Origin of the sequence: Lonsdalea populi (assembly GCF_015999465.1) — a bacterium.
Classification (GTDB): domain Bacteria; phylum Pseudomonadota; class Gammaproteobacteria; order Enterobacterales; family Enterobacteriaceae; genus Lonsdalea; species Lonsdalea populi.
In genome coordinates, this window is record NZ_CP065534.1 from 3,507,348 (window position 1) to 3,527,939 (window position 20,592).

20 protein-coding genes are annotated in these 20,592 nt (G+C 57.0%); 7 read left to right on the plus strand and 13 right to left on the minus strand.

Features of this window, described 5'->3' with window-relative positions; genetic code table 11:
* Positions 1 to 202 precede the first annotated feature (202 nt).
* Both gltB and I6N93_RS15510 read left to right on the plus strand, forming a co-directional pair.
* Positions 203 to 4,666, plus strand: coding sequence for a glutamate synthase large subunit (gene gltB / locus I6N93_RS15505; RefSeq protein ID WP_085685784.1), 4,464 nt, complete (start codon positions 203 to 205; stop codon positions 4,664 to 4,666).
* Between the two features lie 9 nt (positions 4,667 to 4,675).
* Positions 4,676 to 6,094: a glutamate synthase small subunit gene (locus tag I6N93_RS15510; protein WP_085685786.1), complete on the plus strand. Its 1,419-nt coding sequence runs from the start codon at positions 4,676 to 4,678 to the stop codon at positions 6,092 to 6,094.
* A gap of 61 nt (positions 6,095 to 6,155) precedes the next feature.
* Here I6N93_RS15510 and I6N93_RS15515 read toward each other — a convergent pair whose 3' ends face one another.
* From I6N93_RS15515 to zapE, 6 genes are all read right to left on the minus strand, one after another.
* Positions 6,156 to 6,317, minus strand: a complete 162-nt coding sequence (locus I6N93_RS15515) for a hypothetical protein (protein WP_158088398.1) — start codon at positions 6,315 to 6,317, stop codon at positions 6,156 to 6,158.
* A gap of 99 nt (positions 6,318 to 6,416) precedes the next feature.
* The gene (gene sspB / locus I6N93_RS15520; protein ID WP_085685788.1) at positions 6,417 to 6,917 is read right to left on the minus strand and encodes a ClpXP protease specificity-enhancing factor; all 501 of its coding nucleotides are present in this window, start codon (positions 6,915 to 6,917) and stop codon (positions 6,417 to 6,419) included.
* Between the two features lie 5 nt (positions 6,918 to 6,922).
* Positions 6,923 to 7,564, minus strand: coding sequence for a stringent starvation protein SspA (gene sspA / locus I6N93_RS15525; protein WP_085685790.1), 642 nt, complete (start codon positions 7,562 to 7,564; stop codon positions 6,923 to 6,925).
* A gap of 325 nt (positions 7,565 to 7,889) precedes the next feature.
* Positions 7,890 to 8,282 (minus strand): 30S ribosomal protein S9, encoded by a 393-nt coding sequence (gene rpsI / locus I6N93_RS15530; RefSeq protein ID WP_026740710.1) that lies wholly within the window; start codon positions 8,280 to 8,282, stop codon positions 7,890 to 7,892.
* 15 nt (positions 8,283 to 8,297) lie between these two features.
* On the minus strand, positions 8,298 to 8,726 hold the full coding sequence (rplM, locus tag I6N93_RS15535) for a 50S ribosomal protein L13 (protein WP_026740709.1): 429 nt from the start codon (positions 8,724 to 8,726) through the stop codon (positions 8,298 to 8,300).
* A gap of 240 nt (positions 8,727 to 8,966) precedes the next feature.
* Complete coding sequence (gene zapE, locus I6N93_RS15540; RefSeq protein ID WP_085685794.1) at positions 8,967 to 10,076, minus strand: cell division protein ZapE; 1,110 nt, start codon at positions 10,074 to 10,076, stop codon at positions 8,967 to 8,969.
* Between the two features lie 222 nt (positions 10,077 to 10,298).
* On the opposite strand from zapE, the gene zapG reads away from it, so the two are divergent.
* The 3 genes from zapG to degS all read left to right on the plus strand — a co-directional run bounded on the left by zapG (position 10,299) and on the right by degS (position 13,408).
* Entirely contained in the window at positions 10,299 to 10,703 is a 405-nt protein-coding gene (zapG, locus tag I6N93_RS15545; RefSeq protein ID WP_085685796.1) for a Z-ring associated protein ZapG, read from the plus strand.
* Between the two features lie 196 nt (positions 10,704 to 10,899).
* A complete protein-coding gene (degQ, locus tag I6N93_RS15550; protein WP_085685798.1) occupies positions 10,900 to 12,267 on the plus strand; it encodes a serine endoprotease DegQ in 1,368 nt (455 codons plus the stop codon).
* A gap of 88 nt (positions 12,268 to 12,355) precedes the next feature.
* Complete coding sequence (gene degS / locus I6N93_RS15555; RefSeq protein ID WP_085685800.1) at positions 12,356 to 13,408, plus strand: outer membrane-stress sensor serine endopeptidase DegS; 1,053 nt, start codon at positions 12,356 to 12,358, stop codon at positions 13,406 to 13,408.
* Positions 13,409 to 13,495: 87 nt separating this feature from the next.
* On the opposite strand, the gene murA is transcribed toward degS, so the two are convergent.
* From murA to mlaF, 7 genes are all read right to left on the minus strand, one after another.
* Positions 13,496 to 14,758: a UDP-N-acetylglucosamine 1-carboxyvinyltransferase gene (gene murA / locus I6N93_RS15560; RefSeq protein ID WP_085685802.1), complete on the minus strand. Its 1,263-nt coding sequence runs from the start codon at positions 14,756 to 14,758 to the stop codon at positions 13,496 to 13,498.
* Between the two features lie 43 nt (positions 14,759 to 14,801).
* The gene (gene ibaG / locus I6N93_RS15565) at positions 14,802 to 15,056 is read right to left on the minus strand and encodes a BolA family iron metabolism protein IbaG (protein WP_085685804.1); all 255 of its coding nucleotides are present in this window, start codon (positions 15,054 to 15,056) and stop codon (positions 14,802 to 14,804) included.
* A 137-nt stretch (positions 15,057 to 15,193) separates the two neighbouring features.
* A complete protein-coding gene (mlaB, locus tag I6N93_RS15570) occupies positions 15,194 to 15,496 on the minus strand; it encodes a lipid asymmetry maintenance protein MlaB (protein WP_085685806.1) in 303 nt (100 codons plus the stop codon).
* Entirely contained in the window at positions 15,489 to 16,124 is a 636-nt protein-coding gene (gene mlaC / locus I6N93_RS15575) for a phospholipid-binding protein MlaC (RefSeq protein ID WP_085685809.1), read from the minus strand. Before mlaC ends, mlaB begins: the two co-directional genes overlap by 8 nt.
* Before the next feature lie 12 nt (positions 16,125 to 16,136).
* The gene (mlaD, locus tag I6N93_RS15580) at positions 16,137 to 16,688 is read right to left on the minus strand and encodes an outer membrane lipid asymmetry maintenance protein MlaD (protein ID WP_085685811.1); all 552 of its coding nucleotides are present in this window, start codon (positions 16,686 to 16,688) and stop codon (positions 16,137 to 16,139) included.
* Positions 16,689 to 16,691: 3 nt separating this feature from the next.
* Complete coding sequence (gene mlaE, locus I6N93_RS15585; protein WP_085685922.1) at positions 16,692 to 17,474, minus strand: lipid asymmetry maintenance ABC transporter permease subunit MlaE; 783 nt, start codon at positions 17,472 to 17,474, stop codon at positions 16,692 to 16,694.
* Positions 17,475 to 17,481: 7 nt separating this feature from the next.
* The gene (gene mlaF, locus I6N93_RS15590) at positions 17,482 to 18,294 is read right to left on the minus strand and encodes a phospholipid ABC transporter ATP-binding protein MlaF (RefSeq protein ID WP_085685814.1); all 813 of its coding nucleotides are present in this window, start codon (positions 18,292 to 18,294) and stop codon (positions 17,482 to 17,484) included.
* 277 nt (positions 18,295 to 18,571) lie between these two features.
* Here mlaF and I6N93_RS15595 point away from each other — a divergent pair, with 277 nt between their 5' ends.
* Positions 18,572 to 19,534 (plus strand): calcium/sodium antiporter, encoded by a 963-nt coding sequence (locus I6N93_RS15595; RefSeq protein WP_085685816.1) that lies wholly within the window; start codon positions 18,572 to 18,574, stop codon positions 19,532 to 19,534.
* A gap of 32 nt (positions 19,535 to 19,566) precedes the next feature.
* On the plus strand, positions 19,567 to 20,553 hold the full coding sequence (kdsD, locus tag I6N93_RS15600; RefSeq protein WP_085685818.1) for an arabinose-5-phosphate isomerase KdsD: 987 nt from the start codon (positions 19,567 to 19,569) through the stop codon (positions 20,551 to 20,553).
* Positions 20,554 to 20,592: the final 39 nt, after the last annotated feature.

The following is a 20,592-nucleotide window of genomic DNA, read 5'->3' on the forward strand; positions in this document are numbered from 1 at the left end:
CTCGTCATATTTATGCAGTAACAAGAAGACTCCCTCATCAAGCAAGTCATCACCCCTTGTGAGACCGTCACGAGAGTCCGGAAATAGAGAGCGTCATTTTCCGCTGAGATATTCACTCTCAGTGAGGGGCCGCTCGCGGTAAAGTCGCCTGCATTGAGCTGGCGATGAGGTAGTCATACAGAGCCTGGGGAGGTTCATTCATATGTTGTACGATGCATCCCATGAAAAAGACAACTGTGGCTTCGGACTAATCGCCCATATAGAAGGTGAGCCGAGCCACAAGGTCGTGCGTACCGCCATTCACGCACTGGCCCGTATGCAGCACCGTGGTGCGATCCTTGCCGACGGCAAGACCGGCGACGGCTGCGGCCTGTTACTTCAGAAGCCCGACCGTTTCTTCCGTCTGGTGGCGGAAGAGCGCGGCTGGCGGCTGGCGAAAAATTACTCCGTCGGCATGATGTTCCTCAGCCAGGACGAAGAGGTCGCTAAAGCGACCCGCCGGATTGTGGAAGAAGAGCTGCAGAACGAGACGCTGTCCGTTCTGGGCTGGCGCGAAGTGCCGACCAATCCGGATGTTCTGGGTGAAATCGCCCTCTCCTCCCTGCCGCGTATCGAACAGATTTTCGTTAACGCCCCTGCCGGCTGGCGCCAGCGCGATATGGAGCGACGCCTGTTTATGGCCCGTCGCCGCATTGAAAAACGCGTGCAGGATAACGATTTCTACGTGTGCAGCTTCTCCAATCTGGTGACGATCTATAAAGGTCTGTGCATGCCGGCGGATCTGCCGCGCTTTTATCTGGACCTGGCCGACCTTCGCCTGGAATCAGCCATCTGCTTGTTCCATCAGCGTTTTTCAACCAATACCGTGCCGCGCTGGCCGCTGGCGCAGCCGTTCCGTTATCTGGCCCACAACGGCGAAATCAACACTATCGCCGGCAACCGCCAGTGGGCGCGTGCGCGCGCTTACAAATTTAAAACACCGCTGATCCCGGATCTGCGCGACGCCGCGCCGTTCGTCAATGAAACCGGCTCGGACTCCAGCTCGCTGGACAACATGCTGGAGCTGTTCCTCGCCGGTGGTATGGACATAGTGCGCGCCATGCGTCTACTGGTGCCGCCCGCCTGGCAGAACAACCCTGACATGGATCCTGAGCTGCGCGCGTTCTTCGACTTCAACTCCATGCACATGGAGCCGTGGGACGGTCCGGCGGGCATCGTGTTGTCAGACGGTCGCTACGCCGCCTGTAACCTCGACCGCAACGGGCTGCGCCCGGCGCGTTACGTCATCACCACCGACAAGCTGATCACCTGTGCTTCCGAAGTCGGGATCTGGGACTACCAGCCGGATGAAGTGGTGGAAAAAGGCCGCGTTGGTCCCGGCGAACTGATGGTGATCGACACGCAGGAAGGACGCATCCTTCACTCCGGCGAAACCGACAACGATCTGAAAAGCCGCCATCCTTACAAAGAGTGGATGGAAAGAAACGTTAAACGTCTGGTGCCGTTCGAAGAGATGCCGGACGATCAGGTCGGACGGCGCGATCTGGACGACGTGCAGCTCGAGGCCTACCAGAAGCAATTCGGCTACAGTAACGAAGAGCTGGACCAGATCCTGCGCGTACTCGGCGAGAACGGCCAGGAAGCCACCGGCTCGATGGGCGACGATACGCCGTTTGCGGTACTGTCCAGCGGTCCGCGCATCGTCTATGACTACTTCCGCCAGCAGTTCGCGCAGGTCACCAACCCGCCGATTGACCCGCTGCGTGAAGCACACGTGATGTCGCTCGCCACCTGCATCGGCCGTGAAATGAACGTCTTCAGCGAAGCGGAAGGACAGGCTTACCGCCTGAGTTTTAAATCGCCGATTCTGCTCTACTCCGATTTCAATCAGCTGATCCATCAGGATCAGGAGCACTACCGCGCCGACCAAATTGACCTCACCTTCGATCCTCAGCAGCAGTCGCTGCAGGAAACGATTGAGAAACTGTGCGACGAAGCGGAAAGCAAAGTGCGCGACGGCACGGTGTTACTGGTGCTGACCGACCGTGCGATCGCCAAGGATCGCCTGCCGGTGCCCGCCCCAATGGCAGTGGGAGCCATTCACAGCCGTCTGGTCGAACAGAGTTTGCGTTGCGACGCCAACATCATTGTAGAAACCGCGAGCGCCCGCGATCCGCACCATTTCGCCGTGTTGCTGGGCTTTGGCGCCACCGCGATTTACCCGTATCTGGCCTATGAAACGCTGGCGCGCATGGTGGATAACCGCACTATCGATAAACCGCACCGCGTGGTGATGCTGAATTACCGCAACGGCATCAACAAAGGCCTGTACAAGATTATGTCCAAAATGGGCATCTCGACCGTGGCGTCCTACCGCTGCTCCCGGCTGTTCGAATCGGTCGGTCTGCATCAGGACGTCGCCCGCAGTTGCTTCCCGGGCGTGGTCAGCCGCATCGGCGGCGCCAACTTCAGTGACTTCGAGCAGGATTTGCAGAATCTGGCTAAACGTGCCTGGCTGAAACGTCAGCCGCTCGAGCACGGCGGCCTGCTGAAATTCGTCTATAACGGCGAATATCACGCCTATAACCCCGACGTGGTCAAAACCTTGCAGACCGCCGTCCAAAGCGGCGAGTACAGCGACTATCAGCACTACGCCAAACTGGTCAATGAACGTCCGGCGGCAACGCTGCGCGACCTGCTGGCCGTCAAGCCGCAGGAGAAAAGTACGGCAATCGCTCTCGATCAGATAGAACCCGCATCAGAGCTGTTCAAACGCTTCGACACCGCCGCCATGTCCATCGGCGCGCTCAGTCCGGAAGCGCACGAATCGCTGGCTGAGGCAATGAACACGCTGGGCGGCTACTCCAACTCCGGCGAAGGCGGCGAAGACCCGGCGCGTTACCGCACTAACAAGGTATCCCGCATCAAACAGGTGGCCTCCGGCCGTTTCGGCGTCACCCCGGCCTATCTGGTCAACGCCGACGTGATTCAGATTAAAGTGGCGCAGGGCGCAAAACCGGGCGAAGGCGGTCAGTTACCGGGCGACAAGGTCACGCCTTACATCGCCAGACTGCGTTATTCCGTTCCCGGCGTGACGCTGATTTCGCCGCCGCCGCATCATGATATCTACTCTATCGAAGATCTGGCGCAGCTGATTTTCGACCTGAAGCAAATCAACCCGAAAGCGATGATTTCGGTGAAGCTGGTGTCCGAACCCGGCGTAGGTACCATCGCCACCGGGGTGGCGAAAGCCTATGCGGACCTGATCACCATCGCCGGCTATGACGGCGGCACCGGCGCCAGCCCGCTGACCTCCGTGAAGTATGCGGGCTGTCCGTGGGAGCTGGGTCTGGTGGAAACACAGCAGGCGTTGGTGGCCAACGGCCTGCGCCACAAAATTCGCTTGCAGGTGGATGGCGGACTCAAAACCGGGTTGGACATCATCAAAGCCGCAATTCTGGGGGCGGAAAGCTTCGGCTTTGGCACCGGACCGATGGTCGCACTCGGCTGCAAATACCTGCGTATCTGTCACCTGAACAACTGCGCCACCGGCGTGGCGACGCAGGACGACAAGCTGCGCCGCGATCACTATCACGGCCTGCCGGAACGCGTGATCAACTACTTCCATTTCATCGCGCGGGAAACCCGCGAGCTAATGGCCGAACTGGGCATCAGCCAACTGGTGGACCTGATCGGCCGCACCGATCTGCTGACGGAGCTGGACGGTTTTACCGCCAAGCAGAACAAGCTGGATCTGGCGCCGCTGCTGAAAACCGCCACGCCGCAGCCGGGCAAAGCCTTGTACTGCACCGAAAACAACCCGCCGTTTGACCAGGGGCTGTTGAATAAAGCACTGCACGAACAGGCGCTGCCGCACGTCGAAGCCCGACAGAGCAAAACGTTCTATTTCGACATTCGCAACACCGACCGTTCCGTCGGCGCCACGCTCTCCGGCGCCATCGCCGAGAAATATGGCGATCAGGGGCTGGCGAGCGATCCGATCAAAGCCTACTTCACCGGCACCGCAGGCCAGAGCTTCGGCGTCTGGAACGCCGGCGGCGTGGAGCTGACGCTGACCGGCGACGCCAACGACTATGTCGGTAAAGGCATGGCGGGAGGCATGATCGCCGTCCGTCCGCCCGTCGGCTCGGCCTTCCGCAGCCACGAAGCCAGCATCATCGGCAACACCTGCCTCTACGGCGCCACCGGCGGCAAACTGTTCGCTGCCGGGCGCGCAGGTGAACGTTTCGCCGTGCGTAACTCCGGCGCCATCACGGTGGTGGAAGGCATTGGCGACAACGGCTGCGAGTACATGACGGGCGGCATCGTCTGTATTCTGGGACGCACCGGCGTGAACTTCGGCGCCGGGATGACCGGCGGCTTCGCCTACGTGCTGGATGAGGACGGTGAATTCCGTAAGCGCGTCAATCCGGAGCTGGTCGAAGTCCTGAATGTCGATAGCCTGGCGATCCACGAAGAACATTTGCGCGGCATGATCACCGAACATGTTCAGCACACCGGCTCGTCACGCGGCGAAGACATCCTCGCCAACTGGCCGGTATGGGCGGCGAAATTCGCACTGGTGAAACCGAAGTCCAGTGATGTACAGGCGCTGTTGGGTCATCGTAGTCGTTCCGCAGCTGAGCTGCGGGTTCTGGCGCAGTAAGAGGTCATCATGAGTCAAAATGTTTATCAATTTATCGACCTACAGCGCGTAGATCCGCCGAAGAGACCGCTGAAAGTACGTAAGATTGAGTTTATCGAAATTTACGAACCATTTTCAGAAAGTCAGTCCAAAGCTCAGGCAGACCGTTGTCTGTCCTGCGGCAACCCTTACTGCGAATGGAAGTGTCCGGTGCATAACTACATCCCCAACTGGCTGAAACTTGCCAATGAGGGACGTATTATCGAAGCCGCGGAGCTCTCTCACCGGACGAACAGCTTGCCTGAGGTCTGCGGGCGCGTTTGTCCGCAAGATCGCCTGTGTGAAGGCTCCTGCACACTGAACGATGAGTTCGGCGCGGTGACGATCGGCAACATTGAGCGCTACATCAACGATAAAGCCATTGAAATGGGCTGGAAACCGGATATGTCCGGCGTTCAGGCCACCGGCAAGAACGTGGCGATCATCGGCGCCGGTCCGGCCGGTCTGGCCTGCGCAGACGTTCTGGCCCGCAACGGCGTCAAAGCGCATGTCTACGACCGACATCCTGAGATCGGCGGCCTGCTGACATTCGGTATTCCCGCCTTCAAGCTGGAAAAGAGCGTGATGACCAAACGCCGCGAAATTTTCTCCGGTATGGGCATTGAATTCCACTTGAATATTGAAGTCGGAAAAGACATACAACTGAATGACCTGCTGGCCAACCACGACGCCGTTTTCCTGGGCGTGGGCACCTATCAGTCCATGCGCGGCGGGTTGGAAAATGAAGATGCATCGGGAGTTTACGACGCACTGCCATTCCTGATCGCCAATACCAAGCAGCTGATGGGCTTCGAAACAGCCGCGCCGGAAGCCTACGTATCAATGGAGGGCAAACGCGTCGTGGTGCTGGGCGGCGGCGATACGGCAATGGACTGCGTGCGCACCTCTATCCGTCAGGGCGCTACTCATGTGACCTGCGCCTATCGTCGTGACGAAGAGAACATGCCGGGTTCCCGCCGTGAGGTGAAGAATGCACGTGAGGAAGGGGTTGAATTTCGCTTCAATCTGCAGCCGATAAGCATCGAAATCAACGAAGCGGGCAAGGTCTGCGGCGTTCGTATGGCGCGCACCGAACTGGGTGCGCCGGATGCCAACGGGCGTCGCCGACCGGAGATCGTACCGGGCTCCGAGCACATTCTGGAGGCTGATGCGGTCATCATGGCATTCGGCTTTCGCCCGCACAGAATGGACTGGCTGGTCGAGCACGATGTGGCCTTGGATGATCAGGGACGTATCGTCGCTCCGGAAGAGAACGACAGCGCTTTCCAGACCAGCAACCCGAAAATCTTCGCCGGCGGAGATGCCGTGCGCGGGTCGGACCTGGTCGTGACCGCCATTGCTGAAGGCCGTAAGGCCGCAGACGGGATCCTAAACTATCTCGAAGTCTGATTGACGATCCTTGATAGAACAAGGGCAGCCATCGGGCTGCCCTTTTTACTGGCGGGCCAGGCTAACCCTGAGATTGATACGAATCCAAAATATCCTGCTCCGTCATTTCCGGCGTTTGCTGGGTAAAGGCGTAAAAGCTCGGCTTTTTGTCGATATAGATTTGCGACACCATGCGGGTGTTCTCATCGCTGCCGAACAGTCCTACCGGCACGAAATAGGTCACCGGCGTCAGCTGCTTGTAAACAGGTGCGAGCCGCACTGACGGCGAAATGGATTTGTGAATATAAAAAAGGGCACCGGAGCCGTGCCCTTTGGTTCTGAGTTACTTCACGACCCGCAGCGCAGGACGTCCGCCGCGGGGCGGCGAAGGAGGCTCGTCATCCGGCATTTCGTCGCCGGAGGTAACCGTTTCAACATCTTCGACCGTGCGCAACGACGGCTTGTGTGGCTCATCGTCCTGCACCAGCGCGTCAACAGCGTCCCCACCGGCCTCATAGGCGGGTTCGGGCTCAAACATGGTGCCAGCGCCGTTTTCACGGGCGTAAATCGCCATGACAGCCGCCATCGGCACCATAACCTGACGAGGTACGCCGCCGAAGCGCGCGTTAAAGCGCACAAGGTCATCAGCCAATTCAAGATTGCCCACCGCAAGCGGCGCAATGTTGAGAACTATCTGTCCATCGCGGGCGAACTCCATCGGCACCTGCACACCGGGAAGCGTGACGTCCACCACCAGATGCGGCGTCAGTTGGTTATCAAGCAACCAGTCATAAAAGGCTCGCAACAAGTACGGACGGCGTGGTGATAGCTGAGACAGAGCCATATCGCTTAACCTCGGGTCTGTAACCGGATTTCACGCTCGGCTTCGGTTAGGGAAGCCAGGAAAGCATCACGTTCAAAGACGCGCGTCATGTAGCCTTTCAGCTCTTTGGAGCCAGAACCGCTCAATTCGATGCCCAGCAGCGGCAAACGCCACAACAGCGGAGCCAGGTAGCAATCGACCAAGCTGAACTCTTCGCTCATGAAATAGGGCGTTTCATTAAATACTGGAGCAATCGCCAGCAACTCTTCGCGCAGCTGTTTACGAGCTGCATCGGCCTGCGACGTCGTACCGGTGGAGATAGTTTTCAACAGCGAATACCAGTCCTGCTCAATACGGTGCATCATCAGACGGCTATTGCCGCGAGCGACCGGATAGACGGGCATCAATGGCGGATGCGGGAAACGCTCATCCAGATATTCCATGATGATGCGGGACTCATACAGCGTCAGTTCACGATCCACCAACGTCGGGACGGAACCATACGGGTTGAGGTCAATGAGATCCTGCGGCAGATTATCCGCATCTACCTGTTCAATCTCGACACTCACTCCTTTTTCCGCCAGTACTATACGTACCTGATGGCTAAAAATATCGGACGGGCCGGAAAACAGCGTCATTACCGAACGTTTGTTGGCAGCGACAGCCATGAAAACCTCCAAGTTTATCGAGAAAATACGGCATAGAACCGATCGAATATTATCCTGCAGGCCTTGCCGCGTTTGAACTTCTTACTGGAGTAAGAAACCGCTGACGACAGCTGTCGTTTTATCAAAACTTACTAGCTGGCAAACAGGTACAAAACCGGCGATTAGTGTATCAGATTTTGTGCGTTTTGGGGGGGGATAAGCGCCAATTCATCGTTAACCATAGAGAATTAAAAAGAATTTTTTAGACACGCAGTAAAACAGGCAAAAAAAACCCGGTGACGAGCACCGGGTTCTGACGTTGATTTCGCTGCAAAGCAGCCGGAAATTAACGTTTGGAGAACTGAGGACGACGACGTGCTTTACGCAGACCGACTTTCTTACGTTCAACCTGACGAGCATCACGCGTAACGAAGCCAGCTTTACGCAGCTCAGAACGCAGAGACTCATCATATTCCATCAGTGCACGAGTGATACCGTGACGGATAGCACCAGCCTGACCAGAGATACCACCGCCTTTAACGGTGATGTACAGATCCAGTTTGCCGACCATGTCGACCAGTTCCAGCGGCTGACGAACTACCATGCGGGCAGTTTCTCGACCGAAGTACTGATCCAGGCTGCGCTGGTTGATAACGATGTTGCCACTGCCCGGTTTGATGAACACGCGAGCGGCGGAGCTTTTGCGGCGACCAGTGCCGTAGTATTGATTTTCAGCCATTGCCTATAATCCCGATTAAATGTCCAGAACTTGCGGTTGCTGTGCCGCATGATTGTGCTCGTTACCCGCGTAAACTTTCAGTTTACGGTACATAGCACGACCCAGCGGGCCCTTCGGCAGCATGCCTTTAACCGCGATTTCAATCACACGCTCAGGACGGCGGGCAATCATCTCTTCAAAGGTCGCCTGTTTGATACCACCGATGTGGCCGGTGTGGTGGTAGTACACTTTGTCAGAACGTTTGTTGCCGGTGACAGCAACTTTTTCAGCGTTCAGGACGATGATGTAATCACCAGTATCAACGTGCGGAGTGTATTCCGCTTTATGCTTGCCGCGCAGACGACGAGCCAGTTCAGTAGCGAGACGGCCCAAAGTCTTACCGCTCGCATCAACAACGTACCAGTCGCGTTTTACGGTTTCTGGTTTAGCTGTAAAAGTTTTCATTAAAAGCTTACCCAATTTAAGTTACACGTTGGTGAACACACAAACGCTTCAATAAACAGTGTTGAGGTTCACACGGCTATCTAGTCCAGCAAACCTACCCCTTCGAATAGCTATTGCCAGCACGATTAAAGTTTCGGGAAAAAAACTTTGTTGTAACGTGGGGTCGCAGGATTATAGAGAAGCCGACATCAAAAATCGACCTTTTTTCTACCACATTGATAGAAAAGGCAGTGATGCCTCTTATGACAGATGGGGCAATTGCAGATAGTCTTCGCTTTGCATCTCCTGCAACCGGGACAGGCAGCGGCGGTACTCAAACACCAGACGTGCGCCCCGATAAAGATCCGACATTGGCACTTGCGCCGACATAATCAGCTTCACCCGGCGTTCGTAAAATTCATCGACCAGCGCCAGAAAACGACGCGCGACATCCTCTTCCGCCTCGCCCATTACCGTGACGTGATGCAACAGCACACAGTGATAGCGCTGGGATAACACAATGTAATCGTTCGGGCTGCGTGCATCGGCGCACAGCGTAGCGAAGCTTACCGCCAGCACGCCGTTACGGCTGCCCAGCACAGGCATCGCGCGGTGATTGATCTCCAGCGTTTCGCCGTTGGGAATGTGCCCAGACAGATCCGTGAACATTTGCCGCATCGCATCATCGGCATGCTCATCAACCGGAGAAAAATAGAGGTGGGCCTGCCGCAGCGTTCGCTGTCGATAATCGATGCCCGCATCAACATTCACCACGGCGCAATGCTGTTTAATCAGCGCAATGGCCGGTAAAAAGCGCGAGCGCTGAAGGCCGTTGCGATAGAGATCGTCCGGCGGGATGTTGGACGTCGCCACGAGCGTGATTCCTCGTTTGAACAACGCGCCGAGCAGCTCGGCCAGCAGCATGGCATCGGTGATATCGGAGACGAAAAATTCATCGAAGCACAGCACATCGGCCTGCGCTTTGAATTCATCCGCCACCTGCTCCAGCGGGTTTTCGTGTCCCTGTAGCCGATTCAGCGCTTCGTGAACTCGCAGCATGAAGCGATGGAAATGCAGACGCAGTTTGCGTTCGCCGGGCAGGCTGTGGAAAAACAGATCCATCAGCCAGGTTTTGCCCCGCCCCACGCCGCCCCATAGATAGAGTCCCTCAACCGGCGCTGGCAGCTTTTTTCGGCCAAGACGCTGGAGCCAGCCTCGCGGCTCGCGGGCTGTCGACGCCTGCTGACGCGCCGTCAGCGCACGGTGAATATCCTCAAGCCGCAGCACCGTTTGGCGCTGCGCCTCATCCGGCTGATAATCCTGCGTCGCTAAAGCCTGTTGGTAAAGCGTTATCGGCGTCCTATTCTGCATGGCGGCCAGATCCCTATTAAGAGGAGATAATCCGTCTTTTATGGTTGAAAAATCTCAGTTTAGCGGCTAAATCAGAGCAGTTAACGCTTTTACGACAGCCCACCGTCACCCACTGCTTTATTACATCCTGTTTCAGGACTCCACTCTGACAAGCTTAACGGTTATAGTGACTACAATTAAGTGAAAAATACGACGGAACAACGAAGTCAAATAGGAGTCATTATGACCTGGGAGTATGCGCTGATTGGATTTGTTATCGGTGTCATCATCGGAGCGATAGCGATGCGCTTCGGCAATCGCAAGCTGCGCCAGCAGCAGGTACTGCAACACGAGCTGGAGAAGAGCAAAGCCGATCTGGAGCAATATCGTCAGGAGCTTGTGAGCCATTTTGCCCATAGCGCTGAGCTGCTGGATAATATGGCGGACGACTACCGCAAGCTGTATCAGCACATGGCTAAAAGCTCGAACGATCTCCTGCCGGAGGGGCAGTCACGCGAAAATCCGTTCAACTATCGTCTGACGGAAGCCGAATCAGACAACGATCAGGTGCCGGTGAAGATGCCCCCGCGTGATTACTCGGAAAACGCCTCTGGGCTGCTGCGCGGCGAAATGCCGCTGCGTAAATAATTCCACTCATTCTCTACGCGCGGGGCATTCCTTGCCCCGCCCTTTTCTTCCGCAGCACAGGCTGCCCCTTACATTTCGCGCATAAAACAGCAGTGAACTTTACACGGGAATAGTCGGTCTGACTCTTCACCACAAGATTGAGTTTATATATCATCATTTTATTACTACTCAGGTCGAGAGAGAGAGTTAACAATCAATGAAAAAGACATCGATGTTATTCAGCGCACTAGCCATTAGTATCGGACTGTCCCTGTCTTCACTGCCTGTAGCCCAAGCCGCTCTGCCTGCAGCCGTCGCCGGTCAATCGCTGCCAAGCCTGGCTCCCATGCTGGAAAAAGTGCTGCCCGCCGTGGTCAGCGTCCATGTGGAAGGCACTCAGGTTCAGAATCAGCGCATCCCGGAAGAGTTTAAGTTCTTTTTTGGTCCCAACGCGCCGGCCGAAAAACAGAGCCGTCCGTTTGAAGGCCTTGGCTCCGGCGTCATCATCGATGCCGCCAAAGGCTACGTGTTGACCAATAACCACGTCATCAACAACGCTGACAAAATTCGCGTACAGCTGAACGACGGCCGTGAATACGACGCCAAGCTCATCGGTCGCGATGCGCAAACAGATATCGCTCTGCTTCAGTTGAACGACGCCAAAAACCTGACTGCTGTGACGATGGCGGATTCTGATCGGCTGCGCGTCGGCGACTTCGCCGTCGCCGTCGGTAACCCCTTCGGTCTGGGTCAAACCGCTACCTCCGGCATCATCTCCGCGCTGGGTCGCAGCGGGCTGAATCTGGAAGGGTTGGAAAACTTCATTCAGACCGATGCCTCCATTAACCGCGGCAACTCCGGCGGCGCGCTGGTCAACCTGGACGGCGAGCTGATCGGGATTAACACCGCTATTCTGGCCCCCGGCGGCGGCAATATCGGCATCGGCTTTGCGATCCCCAGCAACATGGCGCAGAACCTGACCCAGCAGTTGCTGGAGTTCGGTGAAGTCAAACGCGGCCTGTTAGGTATCAAAGGCAGCGAAATGACCTCTGAAATGGCCAAGGCTTTCAAGGTCGACGCGCAGCGCGGCGCTTTCGTCAGCGAAGTCTTGCCGAAATCGGCGGCGGCCAAAGCCGGTATTAAGGCAGGCGACGTCCTGGTCTCTCTGGACGGCAAGACGATCAACAGCTTCGCCGAGCTACGGGCCAAAGTGGGCACCACCGCACCGGGAAAAACCGTGAAGATCGGCCTGATTCGCGAGGGTAAACAACAAGAAGTTACCGTCGTTCTGGATAATAGCGCCAATGCGTCCACTAATGCGGAAACGTTGTCTCCAGGCCTGCAGGGCGCCACGCTGACCGACGGTCAGTTGAAGAGCGGCGGCAAAGGCGTGACGATCGACAACATCGCCAAAGACAGCGCCGCGGATAAAATCGGTCTGCAGAAAGGCGACGTCATTATCGGCGTTAACCGTGAACGCGTGGAAAACATCGCTCAGTTGCGCAAGATACTGGAAGCCAAGCCTACTGTGCTGGCTCTGAATATCATCCGCGGAGACGAATCGATTTATCTGCTGTTACGCTAATACCGCTAAAAACTGGACGCCGCGCCGTGCGGCGTCCTACCATCTTTGTTATTCTGCGATTTACTCTTTTTTCAAGCCCGAAACGCTCATGCTAACCAAACTAATACGCTCAGCATTGATTGGTGTCGTCGTGGCCGCGATCCTGTTATTGGCCCTTCCTGCACTACGCTCCAGCAATATGCTGCTGAAAGAGGAGGCGTCGACGCAGGATCAAGCCCCCGTCAGCTATTACCAAGGTGTTCGCCGCGCCGCGCCCGCGGTCGTCAACGTCTATAATCGGGCCGGCGGCAAAGACGAACTCAACGTTCGCACGCTGGGCTCGGGCGTTATCATGAACAACAAAGGCTATATTCTTACCAACAAACATGTCATCACCGACGCCGAACAAATCGTCGTCACCCTACAGGACGGCCGCCTATATGAGGCGCTGCTGGTCGGCTCGGATTCGTTGACCGACCTGGCGGTGCTAAAAATCGAAGCCACCGGCCTGCCGGCGATCGCTATCAACGATCACCGCACCGCGCACGTCGGCGACGTCGTAATGGCCATTGGCAACCCCTACAACTTGGGACAGACCATCACGCAGGGCATCATCAGCGCCACCGGGCGAGTCGGGCTCAGCTCATCAGGCCGGCAAAATTTCCTCCAAACCGACGCATCCATTAACCGGGGCAACTCCGGCGGTGCGCTGGTCAATACGCTGGGGGAGCTAGTCGGCATCAATACCCTGTCTTTCGATAAGAGCAACGACGGCGGAACCCCGGAAGGCATCGGCTTTGCCATTCCCGTGGCACTAGCGACGAAAGTGATGGGTAAGCTCATTCGCGACGGTCGGGTCATCCGTGGTTATATCGGTATCAATGGCGCCCAGATTGAACGGGTGGGCAACAAGAATGCCGGGCTGGATCGCCTACAGGGCATCATCGTCAGCAAGGTCGAACAGGATGGACCGGCGGATAAAGCGGGGATCAAAGAAGACGATCTGCTGTTGAAGGTGAACAATAAACCGGCGCGGTCAGTTATAGAAACGATGGATCAGGTAGCGGAGCTGCGTCCCGGCACTGTGATACCGGTCGTGATTTTCCGCGACAACAAAGAGCTGACGCTAGACGTGACCATTCAGGAATTCCCGGCCAACTAATGCGTATCCTCAATCTGTGCTGGTCACAGAACAAGAAACGGGACGGCAGCCTCACGGCTACCGTCCCGTTTTTATGACAGGAGGGGCTTACTCTTCGCCAGCGATACGCTCGATATTCGCGCCAAGACCACGCAGTTTATCTTCGATACGCTCATAGCCGCGATCGATGTGATAAATGCGATCGACCAGCGTTGCGCCTTCCGCAATGCAGCCCGCCAGCACCAGACTGGCCGACGCCCGCAGATCGGTGGCCATGACCTGCGCGCCTGACAGCTTTTCCACACCGTGGCAGATAACGGTATTGCTCTCGATTTCCGCCTGCGCGCCCATACGGATCAGCTCAGGAATATGCATGAAGCGGTTTTCGAAGATGGTTTCCGTGATCACGCCCGTGCCTTCCGCTACCAGATTCAGCAGGCTGAACTGCGCCTGCATATCGGTCGGGAACCCCGGGTGCGGTGCGGTGCGGAGCGTCACGGCTTTCGGACGCTGGCCATGCATGTCGAGACTGATCCAATCTTCGCCGATTTCGATATCAGCGCCGGCTTCGCGCAGCTTGGCCAGTACCGCATCCAGCGTGTCCGGACGCGTGCTGTGGCACACAACCTTACCGCCGGAAATCGCCCCGGCGACCAGGAAGGTGCCGGTTTCGATTCGGTCAGGTAGCACGCGATAAACGCCGCCGCCCAGGCGAGCGACGCCGTCGATGACGATGCGGTCACTGCCCGCGCCGCTGATTTTGGCGCCCAACGTATTCAAAAAGTTGGCCGTATCGACAATTTCCGGCTCACGGGCCGCGTTTTCGATAATCGTCTGACCTTCCGCCAGCGTCGCTGCGCTCATGATCGTCACCGTCGCCCCTACGCTGACCTTATCCATGACGATATGCGCACCCTGCAAACGCCCGTCAACGTGGGCCTTTACGTACCCTTCTTCCAGGGTAATCTTCGCGCCCAGCTGTTCCAGACCGTTGATATGCAGGTCGACCGGACGCGCGCCAATGGCGCATCCGCCCGGCAGGGAAACCTGTCCCTGACCGAAGCGGGCCACCAGCGGCCCTAACGCCCAGATGGACGCACGCATCGTTTTCACCAGCTCGTAAGGCGCGCAAAAGACGTTGATTCCGCTAGCATCGACATGGACGGAACCGTTGCGTTCCACACGAGCACCGAGTTGGCTTAGCAGCTTCATCGTGGTGTCGATGTCCCGCAGTTTCGGGACATTCTGTATTTCTACCGGTTCTTCAGCCAACAGGGCGGCAAACAGGATAGGCAAAGCCGCATTTTTAGCCCCGGAGATAGTGACCTCACCAGAGAGCCGGGTCGGCCCCTGCACACGAAATTTATCCATAGTGACGATTTCTCAATAATTCAGTTCAATGGCGCAGCGCTATTTAAAAGCCGCTGAGCTTGCGATCGCGCTGCCACTCTTCGGGGGTATAAGCCTTGATTGACAGGGCGTGAATACGGTTGTCCGCAATATATTCCATCAGCGGCGCATAGACCGTCTGCTGCTGTTTAACGCGGCTCATGCCGGCGAATAAATCACCGACAACAATCACCTGAAAATGGCTTCCATCGCCGGATGCATGAACTTCCTGAAGTGCCAATGCGTTCAGCAGCACGGATTCGATTTCTTTATTTTCCATCGCTCTCGATTCTACGTCTGGGGGGGGGGGGATGATAGACAGCGGGTATCTTAGAGGAATCCGCCGCTGTCTTAAACAAAAGAAATCCCCCGTGGCGCAAAAGACAACGGGGGAAGAAGGCCCATAAAGGCCGCGCATTAGCGGGTTAATTGCACCGGAATGACGTCGTTCAGGTTATACAGATCGATCAGCGTTCTCAGCCGATCGCCCACGCCGGTAATCCGCAGTTTGCGGCCCTTTTGCGTTTGCCCGTGGTAAAAATGCACCAGCAGGGCCAGACCGGCGGAATCCACGCGCTGCAATTCGCTGACGTCCAATTCAACGGACGCCGCCAGCAGTGTCTCACGCTGTTGCCACAGCGGCAGCAGCGTTTCACGGTCCAGATCGCCTCTCAGCGCCAGCGTGCCTTCCTGCGATTGCCAGCTCAGCGGCTCAGCCATTTTTCTGGTCCAGCGTAATCGGCTGCTGCGCCGACATTTGCAGCTGGCGGGTCAGCCCGTCAACGCCCTGCTGACGCAGAATCGACGCCCATTCGTTCTGCTTGGTCGTGATCATGCTCACCCCTTCGGCGATCATGTCAAACGCCTGCCAGTTGCCGGTCTGGCTGTTCTTGCGCCACTGGAAGTCGAGCCGCACCGGCGGACGGCCGCCGCTATCAATAATGGTCACGCGAATAGGCACGATGTTGGCATCGCCCAGCGGCTGCGGCGGCGCGATCTGGTAAGTCTGACCGTGATACAGCGCCAGCGCCTGACCGTAAGCCTGTTCCAGATAGGCGGAGAACGCCTTGAAGTAAGCTTCCCGCTGGGCTGGCGTCGCGCCCTTGTAATATTGCCCCAGCACCAGCGCGCCCGCGTATTTCACCTGCACATAGGGCAACAGCTCTTCACGCACGATGCTGCGCAGATAATTAGGATTCTGACGGATACTCGGCTGTTCATTCTTCAGGCGGTCAAAGGTCTTCTGCGCGGCATCGGCCATCAGGCTGTAAGGGTTAGTCTGGTCGGCCGCCAGCGCTGCGGGAGCCATCACCAGCAGCGACGCCGCCATGAGTAAATATTTCAACATGCAGGTTTCCTCTTAGGAATGTGGAGTCACGGAGTTAGTCTGGGATTCCGGAGCGGTGGCGGGCGCGATGCCGTTCTGTTCAGCATGGTCGTTGTTGCTGCCGCTCTTATACAGGAACTGGCCGATCAGGTCTTCCAGCACCATCGCCGATTTGGTGTCTTGGATCGTGCCGCCGTCCTTCAAAATCGACGTTCCCATCTCGGGGTCTTCGAAACCCATATTCAGCGCCAAATACTGTTCGCCCAGCAGGCCTGACGTGCGGATTGCCAGCGAACTGGTATCCGGAATGCGGTCGTAACGCTTATCGATCTCCATCGTCACCCGCGGCAAATACGTATTCTGATCCAGATCGATACTGTCCACCCGGCCAATCACGACGCCGCCGATTTTCACCGGCGAACGCGCTTTCAGGCCGCCGATATTATCGAACGTCGCCGACAAACGGTACGTCTGCTGGCGCCCCAGCGCGCTCAAATCAGCCACTTTCAGACAGATAAAGATAATGGCGCCCAGCGTAATCAACATAAACACGCCGACCCAGATTTCATGTTTCTTCGTTTGCATCACTTAGTTCCCAAACATCAGTGCCGTCAGCAAAAAATCCAATCCCAAAACCGCCAGCGATGAATGCACGACGGTACGCGTCGTTGCACGGCTAATCCCCTCTGACGTCGGGATCGCGTCATAACCGTTAAACAAAGCGATCCAGGTTACGGTAATCGCAAAGACCAGGCTTTTGAGCAGGCAGTTCACGATATCCAGCCGCCATTCGACGGCGCCCTGCAAGGCCGACCAGAAAAAACCGCTGTCGATGCCCTTCCAGTCCACGCCGACCAGCGAGCCGCCCCAAATCCCCACGGCGACGAAAATCACCGTTAGCAGCGGCATCGTGATCACCCCGGCCCAGAATCGTGGCGCGACGACGCGGCGCAGCGGGTCTACCGCCATCATTTCCATGCTGGACAGTTGCTCTGTCGCCTTCATCAGCCCGATTTCCGCGGTCAGCGCCGATCCGGCGCGACCGGCGAACAACAGGGCGGTCACTACCGGCCCCAGTTCACGCAGCAGCGACAGCGCGACGATCATGCCGAGGCTGGCTTCCGCGCTGTAGGTCGTCAAAACCAGATACCCTTGCAGGCCCAGCACCATACCGATAAAGAGACCGGAGACCATGATAATCAATAAGGATTGTACGCCCACGCCGTACAGTTGGCGGCGCAGCAGCGGCCATTGTCTGGCGAGCTCCGGTTTCCCCACCAGCGCATTGAACAGCATGAGTCCCGCGCGTCCGAACGACGTGCATACGTTAATGCCGACGCGTCCGAAAGACGCTAATGCCTGAAATAGCATGAACAAATTAACTCCCCGCTTCCAACAGCTCGCACGTGTAATCTCCCGCAGGATAGCGGAAAGGCACCGGCCCGTCGGCAATACCGTCCAGGAACTGGCGGACACGCGGGTCGGCGTTCTGCTGCAGATCATTCGGCGTGCCTTCGGCAATCACGCGCTGATCGGCAATGATGTAGGCATAGTCCGCGATGCTCAACACTTCGGGCACATCGTGCGAGACTACAATACAAGTGACACCGAGCGCGTGATTCAGTTCATCAATCAGTTTGACCAGCACGCCCATCGTAATCGGGTCCTGCCCCACAAATGGTTCGTCAAACATAATCAACTGCGGATCGAGCGCGATGGCCCGCGCCAGCGCCGCCCGCCGCGCCATGCCGCCGGATAATTCGGACGGCATCATAGAGGCGGCCCCGCGCAGCCCCACCGCTTCGAGCTTCATCATCACGATAGTGTGCAGCAATTCCGGCGGAAGCTGGCTGTGTTCCCGCAGCGGCCAGGCGACGTTGTCGAACACGTTGAGATCGGTAAACAGCGCGCCGGATTGAAACAGCATGCTCATTTTTTTGCGGGCTTCGTACAGCCCGGAACGAGAAAGCGCAGGAATATTTTCGCCGTCGAACCAGACTTCGCCCTGATCCGGCGGCAGTTGGCCGCCAATCAGGCGCAGCAGCGTGGTTTTGCCGATGCCGGACGGCCCCATGATGGCCGTCACTTTGCGTTTAGGGACGTTCAGGGAAATATCGGTGAAAATCTGCCGATTTCCCCGGCGAAAACTGAGCCCGCGAACTTCAACCAGGTTAGAGACTTCGGGATTCATCATGTGTTTCCTTTCCGACTGCGCGAGCGGCGCAGTCATCAGTATTAAGACCGTCTGTTGAACCGCCCTTCTACGCCGGATGACGCATCAGGCATTCACTGTGACAAACGGCCATCACTAATTCGTAACCAAAGTTGCCATTGGTTTTACTTTTTCACACTACACAGTCAAAATTAGCGCCAAAGATGAAAAATGACTTTCTTGTTCACTATTCGTCCAAAAAATACTGGTTTGTGCGCCAATAAACCGGTGATTATACCTGAATAAAGGACGCTTCATGTTTTTTGCGACAGTACTCTTGATTGTTGGTTTGATTCTGCTGGTTTATGGTGCCGACCGCCTGGTTTACGGTGCTGCCGTGTTGGCCCGCTCCTTCGCCGTTCCACCGATGGTGATCGGCATTACCATTGTCGGACTCGGTACGTCGTTGCCGGAACTGATGGTTTCGGTCACCGCAGCGCTGAATCATCAGATAGATATGGCGGTAGGCAACGTGCTCGGCTCCAACATCGCCAATATTCTGCTGATCCTCGGCAGCGCGACATTAATTCGCCCACTGACCTTCCATTCGGTTCTGGTGCGTCGGGAGCTGCCGCTGATGTTGATCGTCACGGCGCTGTGCGGCGTCTTGCTGCATGACCATGTCCTTAGCCGACTGGATGGCGTGATACTCCTGCTGGCCGCCACGGCCTCCGTCACGCTGATACTGCGCATGGCCCGTACCGCCCAGCAAGCAGGCGTGGATAGCCTGACGCGCGAGCAGATGGACGAGCTGCCGCGAGACGATAACTCGACCGTCGCCTTACTGTGGCTGGTGCTGGGCGTCATTATTCTGCCCATGGCGACGCGCATCGTCGTGGACAACGCCACGGTGATCGCCCGCAGCTTCAATATTAGCGAATTGACCATCGGTCTGACGGTGCTGGCTATCGGCACCAGCCTGCCCGAACTCGCCACCGCGATCGTCGGCACGCTCAAGAAAGAGGACGACATCGCGCTGGGCAACCTGATCGGTTCCAATATTTTCAACATCGGCATTGTGCTGGGCGTACCGGCGCTGCTTTCCCCCGGCGCGTTGAACCCGTTAGCGTTCAGCCGCGACTACTGGGTGATGCTGGGAGCCAGCGTACTACTGGCGGCACTGTGCCTACGCCAGAAACGGTGCATCGGTCAGGGCGCGGGCGCGCTATTGCTGTGCGCGTTTATCGCTTACCTCGCCATGCTGTTCTTTTTTTCATAGCCGGGACTTATCGGCAACGCAGGACGTTTTGAATGTCACACTTTGAGCTACCCTCCCATTTCGATTTCCAGCGCGCAGGGAAACAGGTTTTATCCATTGAGCGCGAAACGCTGGCTCAATTGGATCAGTATATTGACGACAACTTCACCCGCGTCTGCGAGATGATTTTCCGCTGCTCGGGCAAAGTCGTTGTGATGGGCATGGGGAAATCCGGTCATATCGGCCGCAAGATCGCCGCGACCTTCGCCAGTACCGGCACGCCGTCCTTCTTCGTGCATCCCGGCGAGGCCAGTCACGGCGATCTGGGGATGATTACCGCGCAGGATATCGTCATCGCCATTTCCAACTCCGGCGAATCCCATGAGATTCTGGCGTTGATCCCCGTGCTTAAACGCCTGCACGTCCCGCTGATCTGCATGACCGGCAATCCGGAAAGCACCATGGGAAAAACCGCCGACCACCATCTCTGCATTCATGTTTCTCAGGAAGCCTGCCCGCTGGGTCTGGCGCCCACTTCCAGCACAACTGCTACGCTGGTAATGGGCGACGCCATTGCGGTGGCGCTACTGCAGGCACGGGGATTTACCGCGGAAGATTTCGCCCTGTCCCATCCGGGCGGAGCGCTGGGTCGCAAACTGTTACTGCGGGTGAACGATATCATGCACACCGGCGATGAAATCCCCAGCGTGCCCCGCGATGCCTCACTGCGCGACGCGTTGTTGGAGATCACCCGCAAGAACCTGGGAATGACCGCCATCTGCGCCCCCGACGGCACCATCGAAGGGATTTTTACCGATGGCGACCTGCGCCGGATTTTCGATATGAATATCGACCTGAACAGCGCGCGCATCGTCGACGTCATGACGGGCGGAGGTATCCGCGTCACGTCGCAAATGCTGGCCGTGGATGCGCTGAACCTGATGCAGTCGCGTCATGTGACGGCGCTGATGGTCGCCAAAGACAATCGCCTGGTCGGCGTCGTGCATATGCACGACATGCTGCGGGCAGGTGTGGTTTAATCCAGCCACAGCGTCACCTAGCATTGACCCAATGACTTC